The organism is Lentzea sp. (assembly GCF_036380075.1).
Taxonomy (GTDB): Bacteria; Actinomycetota; Actinomycetes; order Mycobacteriales; family Pseudonocardiaceae; genus Lentzea.
Genome location: NZ_DASVFL010000154.1, coordinates 1 through 12,955 on the forward strand (window position 1 = coordinate 1; position 12,955 = coordinate 12,955).

The following is a 12,955-nucleotide window of genomic DNA, read 5'->3' on the forward strand; positions in this document are numbered from 1 at the left end:
CGACCTGATCGACGACCGGATCCTCGGCGAGATCGCGCTGATCGGTACCCCTGAAGACATGCCGGCCCTGTGCCGCAAGCGCTTCGGCGGCCGCGTCGACCGCGTGTCGTCCTACTTCGGCTGGCCCGTCGACGATCCCGACCGGCTGCGGGCCATCCTCGCCGACTTCGCCGAACCCGCGACCCCGGAGGTGGTCCGATGACCCGCCTGACCAGCGCCGACCTGGTGGCCCGCGCCGAGATCAGCGATACGCTGCACGCCTACAGCCGCGGCGTGGACCGCTGTGACATCGACCTGCTGGCCGACCTGTTCACCGAGGACGGATCGTTCGACTACGGACACGGCAACGTCACCGCGGGCCGCGACGCGCTGCGCGCCCTGTTCACGACGGCCACCGGCCGCTACACCGCGACCAGCCACCACGTCTCGACGGTGAGCTTCCTGCACGTGGGCAACGGCACCGCGCGGACCATCGCCTACGTGTACGCCTTCCACGACAACACCGAACAGGACCGGCACCTGCACATCTGGGGCTGCTACGAGGACGAACTCGTCGACGAGGGCGACCGCTGGCGGATCAAAACCCGCAAGGTCCGGGTCGCGGGTGTCAAGACCACCGGTTCGGAGCCGCTTCCCGACCGGTTCCAGCGCTACGCCCGGCACCCGAACCAGTAGGCGCACCATCCTGGTTCTGCCGGGCAGCACCGGTGGAACGTCCCGAGCTCGCCGCTCTCGCGCACGCGGATCACCCGATCTCGGCTCCGCTGAGCGACAGCACGGTGGATCACTTCCTCCACCGGGCCGTCCGCGCGGGGCAGGTCGTCGCCGACAGCTGGAATCGCATCGCCAACGCCGTCAGCCGCGCCTACCAGTCCCGTGTCACCGCGCGGCTGGTCCAGCGCCTCCAACTGCTGACCGTCGCGGCCGGGCTGCTGCTCGGAGCGCGGGTCACCCACGGAGCGGCCGGGGAATGCCGCGAAGTCGACACGTCCGTTCTAGGGTGGGCGGATGAAGGTTCTGTCCATCCAGTCGGTCGTCGCCCACGGCCACGTCGGCAACTCCGCCGCCGTGTTCCCGCTGCAGCGCCTCGGGGTCGAGGTCGTGCCGATCCCCACGGTGAACTTCTCCAACCACACCGGGTACGGCGCGTGGCGCGGTCCGCTGCTGCCGCCGTCGGACGTGGCCGAGATCCTGCTCGGGGTTGAGGAACGCGGGGTGTTCCCTCAGGTCGACGCCGTGCTGTCGGGCTACCAGGGCGGCACGGGCATCGCCGACGTGATCATCGACGCGGTGGGCAGGGTGAAGGCCGCGAATCCGGCGGCGCTCTACGCGTGCGACCCGGTGATGGGCAACGCCAAGTCCGGCTGCTTCGTCGCCCCCGAGATCCCCGTGCTGCTGCGCGACCGGGTCGTGCCGGTCGCCGACATCATCACCCCGAACCAGTTCGAGCTGGGCTTCCTCACCGGCACTGAGCCGGCGAGCGTCGAGGAGACGCTGGCGTCGGCAGACCTGGCCCGCGCGATGGGGCCGTCGACCGTGCTGGTCACGAGCGTCGAGCGGCCCGACCGGGAGGAGGGCACGATCGAGATGCTCGTCGTGGACACCGCCGGGTCGTGGCTCGTGAGCACCCCGCACCTGCCGTTCAAGGCGAACGGGTCCGGCGACGTCACGGCCGCGCTGTTCACCGCCCACTACGTCCAGGCCAAGGACGCGGCACTGGCGCTGGAGCGCACCGCGTCGAGCGTCTTCGACCTGATCGACCTGACGTACCGCTCGGGTGAGCGCGAGCTGCGGCTGGTGCAGGCCCAGGAGTTCTACGCGAACCCGCGGATGCAGTTCAAGGCCACGCAGGTGCGCTGAGCCCGGATCACGCGGCAGGCCCACCACCCTGGGTGCTCCGGGGTGGTGGGCCTGTTCGGCACCACGGCGTCCATTCGCACACCATTCCCGCCCGGCAGAATGCACAAACAGCGAGTTTGACGTTCTTCGATTCCGGCCGTGAAGATGAAGTCATCGTTTAATCGACCGTCACGCCGGGCGTTCCACGAATTGCCCGCCGCGTTCGATTGACATCACCTCGCCGAGACGGGATGACATCGATGAGCGTTGTTCACGACTGGCAGCTGCGGGACGGGAAAGCGGTGTGGCACCCCTACACGCAGCACCAGAACTGGATCTCCGACGACCCGCTGGTGATCGACCGCGCCGAGGGCGTGTGGCTGACGGACGTGTCCGGCCGCCGCTTCCTCGACGCGTGCGGCTCGCTCTGGGTGACCTCCTACCGGCACGGGGATCCGCGCATCAAGGCCGCCGTGGCCGAGCAGCTCGGGCAGCTGGACCACTCGTCGTTCTTCGGGGCGACGCACACACCGGGCATCAGGCTGGCCGAGCGCCTGCTCGAGCTGGCGCCGACGTCCGCTGACAGCGCCGACCGCCTGTCGAAGGTCTTCTACGGCAACGACGGCGCGTCGGTGGTCGACGCGGCGCTCAAGATGGCCTACCAGTTCTCCGTGCGTTCCGGGGACCCGCGGGAGGTGATTCTGCATTTGGAGAATTCTTTCCACGGCGACTCCATCGGCGCGTCGAGCATCATGGGTGGCGACCAGTCGCGGTCGGCCTACGGTCCTTTGTTGCCCGAGGCCCGGAAAACGGAGTCGCCGGGGCCGGTGAACGGTGAGGATCCCGCCGCCGCGGCGGCGCGGGCGATCGCGTCGCTGGAGTCGGTGCTCGCCGAGGTCGGCAGCCGGTGCTGTGCGTTGATCGTCGAGCCGATGATCCAGGGCGCGGGCGGGATGCGGCCGTACGACGCGAGCTTCCTGCGGGCGTGCCGCGCGCTGGCCGACCGGCACGGCTTCCTGCTGATCTGCGACGAGGTGGCCGCCGGGGTGGCCAGGACCGGCCGGATGTGGGCCACCGAGCACGCCGGGATCGTGCCGGACATCATGTTGTGCGGCAAGGGCGTCACCGGTGGGGTGCTGCCGCTGTCGGCCTTGCTGACGACGGACCGCGTGGCGAGCGTCTTCGCCGACTCGGACCCCTCGCTGATGTTCTTCCACGGTCACACCTACGCGGCCAACCCGCTCGCCTGCGCGGCGGCGTTGGAGAACCTGGCCATCGCCACCGAGCTCGACCTGCCCGCGGTGGCCCGGCAGAAGGGCGACCTGCTCGGTGACCTGCTCGGACCCGTCGCGAAGCACGCGGCGGTGCGCGAGGTGCGCCGGCTCGGCGTGATGACGGGCATCGAGCTCGGCACCGACGTTCCCCGAGCCGGGTTCCGGGTGTGCCGGGCGGCGCAGGACCGCGGGGTCTGGATCCGTTCGCTGGGCGACACGCTGGTGCTCATGCCGCCGTTGGCGATCACGCCCGACGAGCTGGAGCTGATGACCGGTGTCGTGGAGGCGTCGCTGGACGAGGTCTTCGCGAACTGACGGACGAGGGCGGTGAGCACACGGCTCACCGCCCTCGTCCGCACCGGTCACACCGCGGCGTCGATGAGGGCCGCGAGCTCGGCCGGCGTCGGCGCCTCGAACACCATCCGCACGGTCAGCTCCACGCCGAGCTTCCCGCGCACCCGGCTCAGCAGCCGGGTCACCAGCATGGAATGCCCGCCCAGCTCGAAGAAGTTGTCGTGCACGCCCACCTCGTCGGCGTCGAGGACATCCACGAACAGGTCGCACACCACGGTCTCGTGGTCGGTGCTCGGCGCGTGCCGTGCCGTGCCGACACGGGCCGGCTTCGGCAGCCTGGCCTGGTCGACCTTGCCGTTGGCGTTGACCGGTAACGCCTCCAGCACGACGAACGCCGTCGGGACAACGGCTTCCGGCACCGCGGCGGCGACGTGCCTGCGCAGCTCCGCGGGTGTCGGGGCGGGGCACGACCGGTCGGGGACGACGTACGCGACCAGTCGCCGGTCCCCCGGCTGGTCCTCCCGCAGGACGGTGGCGGCCTGCCCGACGGCCGGATGCGTCGCCAGCACCGAGTTCAGCTCGCCCAGCTCGACGCGCACCCCGCGGATCTTGACCTGGTCGTCGACGCGCCCGACCAGCTCCAGCGTTCCGCCGGGGCGCCAGCGGCCCATGTCGCCGCTGCGGTACATCCGCGTTCCCGGCGGCCCGAACGGGTTCGCCACCATCCGCGCCGCGGTCAGGCCGGGCTGCCCGAGGTAGCCGTGCGCCACGTTGTTGCCCGCCAGGTACAGCTCGCCGACGACCCCGACCGGCACCGGCCGCAGCCGCTCGTCCAGCACGTACACCTGCGTGTTCCAGATCGGCGGGCCGACGGTGGGCAGGTGCGGCCACTCGGCGGTGTCGACCGGCAGCGCGGCGCCTGTCACGCCGTGGGTCTCCGACGGGCCGTACTCGTTGTGCAGCACCAGGTTCGGCCTGGCCGCGTGGAAGGCCCGGACCGACGGGGTCAGCTGGAGCATCTCGCCGCCCTGCACCAGGTGCCGCAACGCCTCCAGCCCCAAGCCCTGCTCGGTCGCGGCCTCGTAGACCGCGGCCATGACCGCGTTGGTGGCGTAGAACTCGGTGACGCGCTCGTCGTCTAGCCACCGGGCCAGGCGCGCCGGATCCGCGCGGGTGTCGTCGTCGGGGACGCACAACGTCTTGCCGTTGATCAGCGCGGTGAGCATCTCGTGCTCCGACATGTCGAACCCGACGGCGCTGAACTGGGCGACCCGCGAGCCCGGCTCGTGCGGCACCTGGGTCGCGTGCCAGAGCATCTCGTTGAGCAGTACCTTGGCCGGGAGCACCACGCCCTTGGGCCGCCCGGTGGAGCCGGAGGTGTAGACGACGTAGTTCGGTGTGTCCGGCGTCAACGGCGACGGGCGGTCCTCCGCACGGGGATTCGTCGCCGGCCAGTCCGCGAGGTCGTCGAGAACCAGTGCGTCGTCAAGGAAAGAGCCGGCCGACGCGGTGATGACGACCGCCGGGCGGGCGTCCTCGATCATGAAGCGGATGCGGTCGTCCGGGTGGGCGGGGTCGATCGGCAGGTACGCCGCGCCGCACTTCAGCACGCCGACGAACGCCTCGACCTGCCGCGGCCCGCGGGCGAGCAGGACGCCCACGTGGTCGCCAGGACCGATGCCGCGCGACAGGAGCAGGTGCGCGATCCGGTTGGCCCGGTCGTTCAGCTCCGCGAACGTGACCTCGCCGTCCCCCGACCTGATCGCGACGGCCCGCGGTGTCGCGGCGACCTGTTTCTCGACGAGCTCGGGCAGTGTGGTGTCGGGCAGCGGGACGTCGGTCGCGTTCCACGTGTGGAGGACGTCCGCGCGTTCGGTGCCGACGAACAGGTCCACTTCGGACAGCGGCAGGTCCGGCTCGGCGACCCAGCGCTCGAACAGCGCGGCGAACCGGGCCGCCATCGACGCGGCCGAGTCCGGCAGGTAGAGGTCGGTGGCGAACTCCAGCCTGCCGTGGATGCCCGTGGGCGACGCGCCGGCGCTGTGCCGTTCGGTGAGGTCGAACACGAGGTCGACGAGTGCCGCGCCGGTGAAGACGTCGGTCGTCTCGGCCACCAGGCCGGGCAACCGAAAACCGTCGCCGTCCCTCTCCCCCGCCAGGAGCAGCATGACGCCGAACAGCGGGTTGCGGGCGAGCGACCGGCCCGGGTTGACCGTCTCGACGACGTCGTCGAACGGCGCGTCCTGGTGGTCGAACGCGTCCAGGTCGATCGCGCGGACCCGGCGCACCAGGTCGAGCAGGGTCGGGTCGCCGGAGGTGTCGGTGCGCAGGACCACGGTGTTGGCGAAGAACCCGACGAGGTCGTCGAGCGCCGGGTCGCCGCGGCCGGACACCGGGGTGCCGATCGGGATGTCCGTCGTGGCGCCGAGCCTCGTCAGCAGCGCGGCGACGGTGGCCTGGACGACCATGAACACGGTGGTCCCCGTCCGCCTGGCCAGTGCGGTCGCAGCCCGGTGCGGCTGCGCCCCGATGGTGATCGGCACGGCTCCCCCGCGTCCCGTGGCGACCGGCGGCCGCGGCAGGTCGGCGGCGGGCGCGTCCTCCGGCAGGTCCCGCAGGGTCCGGCGCCAGAAGTCGAGCTGCCGGGCGATCGGCGGTGTCCGGTCGCCCTCGGGTCCCAGGAACCCGGCCTGCCACAGCGCGTAGTCCGCGTACTGCACGGGCAACGGGGTCCAGGCGGGTGCCGATCCGGACAGCCGGGCCGCGTAGGCGTCGTGCAGGTCCCGCGCCAGGGGACGCATCGACCAGCCGTCGGTGCCGATGTGGTTCACCGTCAGCAGCAGCACGTGCTCGTCCGGTCCCAGGCCGAACAACCGGGCCCGCAGCGGCAGGTCCGCGGACAGGTCGAACGGCGTGTCGACGTCCTGCCGGATCGCGGCGTCCAGGTCCTCCGGGTGCTCGACCGGCAGGGCGACGCGCACCGACCCGACCGGGAGCACGGTCTGGTGCGGAGCGCCCTGGTACTCGGTGAACACCGTGCGCAGGGCCTCGTGGCGGGCGAGGACGTCCCCCACCGCCGCTTCCAGGGCCGCGCGGTCCAGGCCGCCGCGCAGCCGGATGGCGAACGGCAGGCTGTACGCGGCGGACGCGCCCAGCTGGCCGATGAACCACATCCGCCGCTGCGCCGGGGAGAGCGGGACCAGGTCAGGCCGTGCCACCGGCCGGATCGCCGCCCTCGCCGTCCCGTGTGCCCGGACCAGCTCGGCCAGCCCAGCGGGAGTCGGGGCGTCGAAGACGCACCGGACGGGGACGTCGACGTCGAGCCGGCCCACCAACTGGGCGGCCAGCAGCGAGTGCCCGCCCAGGTCGAAGAAGTTCGAGTGCACCCCGACCTCGGCCACGCCGAGCACCTCGGCGAACAACGCGCAGAGGCGCGCTTCCCCGGCGTTGCGCGGCGGGACGGTGGCGACCGGCAGCTGGGGTTCCGGCAGCGCGGACTTGTCGAGTTTTCCGTTGCCGATCAACGGAAGCCGCTCCAACCGGATCACCGCGCGCGGGACCAGGTGCGACGGCAGCCGTGCACCGAGCCACTCGCGGACGCGTTCCGCCGAGTCCTCGTGCTCGGAGACGACGTACCCGACCAGTCCGGTCTCGCCGTTGCCGTCGCGGCGCGCGACCACGGCGGCGGACGTGACCTCGGGATGTTCCTCCAGTGCGGCCCGGACTTCTTCCGGCTCCACGCGGATTCCCCGGATCTTGACCTGGTCGTCCGCACGGCCCTCGAAGCGCAGCTGACCCGCGCTCGTCCGGACGAGGTCGCCGGTGCGGTACATCCGCCGGCCCGCCTCGAACGGGCTGGCGACGAACCGTTCGGCCGTCAGGTCAGGACGGTCCACGTAGCCGCGGGCCAGGCCCGCACCGGCGACGTAGAGCTCGCCGACAGCGCCGTCCGCGACCGGCCTGAGCCGGTCGTCCAGGACGTGGACCCGCATGCCGGCGAGCGGCCGTCCGATGGGCAGCACGCCTTCGTCCACTTCGGACAGGTCCGCGACGGTGGTGGTGATCGTGGTTTCGCTGAGCCCGTAGGCGTTGACGACCGGCACCGGGCAGTGGTCTCGCCACCGCCGCAGGTCCGCGGCGTGGCCGGCTTCGCTGCCGATCACCACCAGCCGCAGGCTTTCCACCGACCCGAGCGCGTGCGTCCACCGCGTCCAGTACGAGGTGGGCAGGTTGACCACCGAGACCTGTTCCCGGGCGAGGAAGGCCTCCAGGCGCGCGGGTGGCGGCACCGCCTCGGGCATGACCACCACCCGGCCGCCGACCGCCAGCGTCGGGAAGAGCTCCTCGGCGTGCACGTCGAACGCCACGTTGGCGAACTGCAGCACGCGGTCTTCCGCCGTCAGCTCGTACTTCTCCGCCACGGCCAGCGCGTGGCCGGCCAGCGCACCACGCGGGACCGCCACGGGTTTCGGCTTGCCGGTCGAACCGGACGTGAACACGACGTACGCGAGGTCGTCGGGGTGCGTCGCGCACGGTCCGGCCACTTCCCGCCCCGGCTCGACCACCTGCACACCCTCGGGCGCGGCTCCGTCGGTGACGATGAACCTCGCCCCCGCGGCGTCGACCATCCGCTGCACGCGCGGGCCCGGCGCGTCGGGGTCGAGCGGGAGGTACGCGGCACCCGACCAGAGCACGCCGAGCAGCGCGGCCGCGAGCCCGGTCCCCCTCGGCAGCCGCACCGCCACGACGTCGTCCGGCCGGACACCGGCCTTCACAAGTGCCGCGGCGATCTCGCCCGCCGCGACACCGAGCTCGCGGTAGGTCAGCCGGCCGTCGTCGGCCACGACCGCGATCGCGGCGTCGCCCCGCAGGCGGATCTGTTCGTCGATGAGATGGCCGACGTCCACTGGTCGCTCCTGTCAGCTCGGTTGTGCCCGCGGGCTCTGCGGTCGCAGGTCCGTCCAGTGCTCCTGGACGTACGTCAGGCAGGACTCGCGGCCGGCGAGTCCGAAGACGCTCGTCCACCCCGCGGGCACGTCCGCGAACGCCGGCCACAGCGAGTGCTGCCCCGCGGCGTTGACGAGCACGCGGAACTGCTCGTCCGGTGCGTCGAACGGGTTGGCTGTCAACGACTTCTCCCCTCGGCTGGGTCCAGTGCGGCGGTGAGGTTCGCCAGCAGCCCGGCTTCGGCCCGGCGCACCGACTCGGTGGTCCTCGCGGCGTAGAGCTCGTGCAGCTCGAGACCGGGCAGCTGGCGGGCGACGTCGGACAGGCCGTGTCCCGCGCACAGGTCGAGCACGACCTTCCCGGTGCGGGCTCGCTGCCACGCGACCAGATCCGTCTCGGCCACGGGCAGGCCGAGGGTCGTCATGAGGACGACGGCGTCGGGCCGGACGAGCTCCAGCTCCCGCGGGCCGATGACGTGGTGGTAGGCGGGCGAGTGGAAGGACAGGTAGTCGGCGGTGGCCAGCACCTCGTGCAGCGGAGCCCATCGCGGCGCGCCCGCGGGGGTCTCGCGCGGCCTGGGCGTGTGGAACACGACGTCCATGCCCAGTGCCGTGGCGATCCGGCCGACGCCCTGCCCGACGTTGCCGAAGCCGATGATGCCCAGGCGTCGTCCGGACAGCTCCCCGCGTGCCGGGGCGGCGTGCCGTGCCCGCACCAGGAGTTGTTCGGCGACGAACTCGATCGTGCCGATGTCGCCGTACCCGTGGATCGGCGAGACCGTGACGCCGTGCCTGCTCGCGTAGTCGAGGTCCACGCGGTCGGTCGACGTGGCGCGCAGGCCGATGTAGCGCAGCGAAGGCAACTGCGCCAGCCGGTCCGCGCCGAGCTCGTCCTTCCACCCGGCCAGGACGGCGTCCGTCCTGGCGAACTCACCCCGGACGGCCGACGGCCAGTCGTCGACGACCAACGGCGGTCGCTCGCTCATCGGCCGCAACCGCTCCAGCAGCTCGGCGGACGGCCAGACGCCGGGCAGCACGGAGATCTGGGAGAACGTGGATCCCCTCACAACGCCGCCACGGGTGGCACGACGGCCTCGATGAGGTGAGGACCGGGCTCGGCGAGTGCCTCGCGGAGCTGGGCCGCGAACCCCTCCGCGGTGTCGGCCCTGGTCGCGGGCACGCCCATCCCCGCGGCCAGGGCGACGAAGTCCACCCCGGAGATGTCGATGAACTCGCGGGCCCTGGCCAGGTCGGCGTCGTGGAAGACGCCGACCCTGCCCAGTTCGCCCGCGAGGATCGCGTAGGAGGAGTTGTTCAGGACCACGGTGGTGACGTCCAGGCCCTCCCGCGCCTGTGTCCACAGGGACTGCGGCGTGTACATCGCGCTGCCGTCGGCCGCGAAGCAGAGCACCGGACGGCCCGGGCAGGCGAGTGCCGCTCCGGTCGCGACGGGGGTGCCCATGCCGATCGACCCGCCGGTGAGGCTGAGCCAGTCGTGCGGCGGCGCGCCGGCCGTCGAGGCCGGCAGCCGCTGACCCGAGGTCATGGACTCGTCGACGAGCACGGCGCCTTCGGGCAGCAGCGCACCGGCGACGGCCGCGACCGCGTCCGCCGTCAGCTCGCCGGTGGGCAGGCCCGGACGAGGCGCGGGGCCGTCGTCCGGGCGGACGTCGGCCGCGACCAGGTCGGCCAGGTACTCCAGCGCCGCCGGTACCGCGCCGATCTCGTGCACCTCGGTGTCCGGGGCGACGAGAGCGCTGGGCTTGCCCGGATAGGCGAAGAACGCCACCGGGGGCCGGGCACCGGCGAACACGACGTGCCGGTAGCCGCGCAACGCGGCCAGGGCGTCGTCGACCGGGTACGGCAGCCGCGCCAGGTCCGGGATGCCCGCTCCGCGCTCGTGCCGGGCCGGCGACTTCTCCGCCAGCAGCGCGGACCCGGTCGCCCGCGCTATCCGGCTGGCCGCACGCAGTCCAGCCCGTCGCATGTTCGCGCCACCGACGAAGAGCAGGCAGCCGTCCTGTTCTCGCAGCACCTTGGCGATCCGCTCGACCTCGCCCGCGTCGAAGGTGTCCTGTGTGGACTCCGGGACCGGGGCCGCGCTCGCCCCGTCCGACCAGCAGACGTCCGAGGGGAGGACGAGAGTGGCCACCCCGCGTCTCGTCCGGGCTGCGACGACGGCGTCCACCGCGTCCCTGCCGACGTCCTCGACGCTCGTGGTCCGCCGGACCCAGGCCGAGACGGTGCCGGCCATGGCCTCGATGTCGGAGTCCAGCGGCGGGTCGAACGCCTTGTGGTAGGTGGCGTGGTCGCCGACGAGGTTCACCAGCGGGGTGCCGGCCCGGCGGGCGTTGTGCAGGTTCGCCAGGCCGTTGCCGAGACCGGGCCCGAGGTGCAGCAGCGTGGCCGCGGGCCGGTCCGCCATCCGGCCGTAGCCGTCGGCGGCACCGGTCGCGACCCCCTCGAACAGGCACAGCACGTTGCGGATCACGGGCCTGGCCGCCATCTCGGCGACCAGGTGCATCTCCGACGTGCCGGGGTTGGTGAAGCAGACCTCGACGCCGGCGGCGCCGAGGGTCTCCACCACCACCTGGGCGCCGTTCATGCCGCGATCTGCACGCGCTTGAGGTGCCGCTCGGGGTCCTCGAAGGCGTTGCGGGAGTGCAGCATCCGCCAGTTGTCCCAGACCAGCAGGTCACGCCGCCGGTAGCGGACCGCGATGTGGCGCTCGGCGTACAGCTCGTTGCCCCGGTCGACCAGCCGCCGGGCCACGTCGTCGCCCTCCGGCACGGCGAGGTAGTTGGTGGAGAACCGGAGGATCACCTCGCCGTCGCGTTCCTCCAGCACCGGGTGCTCCGCGGTGGGGCGGACGCCGTGGCGCGCGAGGCCCTCGGTGGAACCCCAGCGGTACACGGTGTCCCGCAGGTGGGAGCGTTCCTCCTCGGTGAACTCGGCGAGGATGCGGTGGCCGTCGAAGATCGTGGTCTCGCCGCCCTGCCCGGCGGGCGGGGTGACGCACCAGAGAGCGAGGTAGCGGGGCGGAGTTCCCTGGAACTCGTAGCCCTCCGTGTGCGGCGTCAACGCCCCGCGGTTCTGGCCGTGGTTGACGTCGTCCATCCCGCGCTCCGGCTTCACGTCCCCCACCACCGTCCCCGTGGGCGTCGGCTGGAACTCGCCCATCTCCTTCAGGAACGCCACGTGGTCGAACGACTCGGGAACGTCCACCACGTGCACGAAACCGTTGTTGCCCAGCAACTGCCGGAACGCGTACCGCAGCACGCCGTCGGCGAGCTCGGTGCCGTTCATGTCCACACAGGACAGAACGCTGTCGGGACTCCTGGCCATGACGTCCTCCTCGGATCAGGTGGTGTGGTGAGTCACGAGACGGTCCCGCGCACTCGCGGCGCGGACCGTTTTGTTGATGGTGGCGAGGACCGCGACGAGCAGCATGATCGCGGCGAACACCAGCAGGGCGCCGGTGGCGCCGATGCGCTCGTACAGGAACGCGCCGGTCAGCCCGGCGAGCGGCACGGGCGCCCCGGCCACCAGGACCGCCGCGCTCTGCACCCGTCCCATCAGCTCGTCCGGGATCAGCACCAGCCAGCGCGCCATGATCACCGCGTTCCACACCGGCCAGACCGACAGCGTCAGGCCGAGCAGCAGGCCCGTCGACACGTAGTCGGTCGCCAGCGCGAGTGCCGCGACCGCGGGCGCGCCGATCCAGGCGACGCCCGCGACGACCAGCCGCAGCGACGTGACCCGCTTCTGGATCAGCGGTGCCACGACGGAACCGAGCACTCCCCCGGCGCCGCCGAGGGCGAGCATGAGGCCGATCTCGATCTCGGACGTCCCCCTGCGCTGCGCGATGACGACGAGCAGCAGGAACAGGCCGTTGATGACGAAGTCGCTCGCGGAGACGAACAACGCCGTCGACCGCAGGAACGGGTTGCGCCAGAACCAGACGACGCCTTCCTTCATCTCGCGCCGCAGGTGCGGCACCTCGGTCCGGGCGGGCGCCGGCAGCGGTGTGCGCAGGGCCAGCACGGTCAGCAGCGAGCCCACGTAGGCCAGGGCCTCGGCCACGAACGGCAGGAAGCTCCTGATCCCGAACAGCAGGCCGCCCAGCGGCTGCCCGGCGAGCTCCGTGCCGTAGGTGCGGGCCTGGTTCAGCGCGATCGCCGTCGGCAGCTGCCGTTCGTCGTCGACGATCCTGCGCAGCGCGGCCGACTCGGCCAGCTGGAACGGGACCGCCAGCGTCGCGTCGACCGCCGCGACGACCACCAGGTGCGCGAAGTGCAGCTCGCCCATGACCAGGGCCACCGCGACGCTGCCCGCGGCGACCGCCCGGCCGAGGTCGCACGTGAGCATCACCGCGCGCCGGTCGAGCCGGTCGACGTACGCCCCGGCGGGCAGCTGCAGCAGGACGAACGGCAGGTTGCCGGCCAGTGCGACGATCCCGGCCTTCACCGGTGACTCGGTGATCAGCAGCACCAGCAGCGGCAGGGCCACCGACGACATCGTCGAACCGAGGGCCGACAACGCCTGGCCGAGCCACAGCAGCCGGAAGTCCCGGTTGTGCCGCAGGGCGCGCTCACCCACGTG

At 72.2% G+C, this 12,955-nt stretch carries 10 protein-coding genes; 4 read left to right on the forward strand and 6 right to left on the reverse strand.

The features are described from left to right. From VF330_RS18160 to bioA, 4 genes are all read left to right on the forward strand, one after another. On the forward strand, nucleotides 1-202 hold a 202-nt coding region (locus tag VF330_RS18160; protein WP_330852801.1), incomplete at its 5' end, for a hypothetical protein. Continuing rightward, nucleotides 199-675, forward strand: a complete 477-nt coding sequence (locus VF330_RS18165; RefSeq protein ID WP_330852802.1) for a nuclear transport factor 2 family protein — start codon at nucleotides 199-201, stop codon at nucleotides 673-675. The genes VF330_RS18160 and VF330_RS18165, both read left to right, overlap by 4 nt. A gap of 333 nt (nucleotides 676-1,008) precedes the next feature. Beyond that, nucleotides 1,009-1,860 (forward strand): pyridoxal kinase PdxY, encoded by an 852-nt coding sequence (pdxY, locus tag VF330_RS18170; RefSeq protein ID WP_330852803.1) that lies wholly within the window; start codon nucleotides 1,009-1,011, stop codon nucleotides 1,858-1,860. 239 nt (nucleotides 1,861-2,099) lie between these two features. Beyond that, nucleotides 2,100-3,428, forward strand: coding sequence for an adenosylmethionine--8-amino-7-oxononanoate transaminase (gene bioA, locus VF330_RS18175; protein WP_330852804.1), 1,329 nt, complete (start codon nucleotides 2,100-2,102; stop codon nucleotides 3,426-3,428). Nucleotides 3,429-3,475: 47 nt separating this feature from the next. Here bioA and VF330_RS18180 read toward each other — a convergent pair whose 3' ends face one another. From VF330_RS18180 to VF330_RS18205, 6 genes are all read right to left on the reverse strand, one after another. Continuing rightward, nucleotides 3,476-8,314, reverse strand: coding sequence for an amino acid adenylation domain-containing protein (locus VF330_RS18180; protein ID WP_330852805.1), 4,839 nt, complete (start codon nucleotides 8,312-8,314; stop codon nucleotides 3,476-3,478). Between the two features lie 12 nt (nucleotides 8,315-8,326). Further along, nucleotides 8,327-8,536: an MbtH family protein gene (locus tag VF330_RS18185; RefSeq protein ID WP_330852806.1), complete on the reverse strand. Its 210-nt coding sequence runs from the start codon at nucleotides 8,534-8,536 to the stop codon at nucleotides 8,327-8,329. After that, nucleotides 8,533-9,420: an NAD(P)-dependent oxidoreductase gene (locus tag VF330_RS18190; RefSeq protein ID WP_330852807.1), complete on the reverse strand. Its 888-nt coding sequence runs from the start codon at nucleotides 9,418-9,420 to the stop codon at nucleotides 8,533-8,535. The genes VF330_RS18185 and VF330_RS18190 overlap by 4 nt, the downstream gene beginning before the upstream one ends. Further along, nucleotides 9,417-10,958 carry an acetolactate synthase large subunit gene (locus VF330_RS18195; RefSeq protein WP_330852808.1) on the reverse strand — a complete coding sequence of 514 codons (1,542 nt, stop codon included), beginning with the start codon at nucleotides 10,956-10,958 and terminating at the stop codon, nucleotides 9,417-9,419. The genes VF330_RS18190 and VF330_RS18195 overlap by 4 nt, the downstream gene beginning before the upstream one ends. Then, a complete protein-coding gene (locus tag VF330_RS18200; RefSeq protein ID WP_330852809.1) occupies nucleotides 10,955-11,698 on the reverse strand; it encodes a TauD/TfdA family dioxygenase in 744 nt (247 codons plus the stop codon). The genes VF330_RS18195 and VF330_RS18200 overlap by 4 nt, the downstream gene beginning before the upstream one ends. 15 nt (nucleotides 11,699-11,713) lie before the next feature. Then, on the reverse strand, nucleotides 11,714-12,955 hold a 1,242-nt coding region (locus tag VF330_RS18205), incomplete at its 5' end, for an MFS transporter (RefSeq protein WP_330852810.1).

Coding starts and splice junctions, on each gene's coding strand:
- VF330_RS18165 (WP_330852802.1), top strand. CDS start 199: ATGACCCGCCTGACCAGCGCCGACCTGGTGGCCCGCGCCGAGATCAGC.
- pdxY (WP_330852803.1), top strand. CDS start 1,009: ATGAAGGTTCTGTCCATCCAGTCGGTCGTCGCCCACGGCCACGTCGGC.
- bioA (WP_330852804.1), top strand. CDS start 2,100: ATGAGCGTTGTTCACGACTGGCAGCTGCGGGACGGGAAAGCGGTGTGG.
- VF330_RS18195 (WP_330852808.1), bottom strand. CDS start 10,958: ATGAACGGCGCCCAGGTGGTGGTGGAGACCCTCGGCGCCGCCGGCGTC.
- VF330_RS18200 (WP_330852809.1), bottom strand. CDS start 11,698: ATGGCCAGGAGTCCCGACAGCGTTCTGTCCTGTGTGGACATGAACGGC.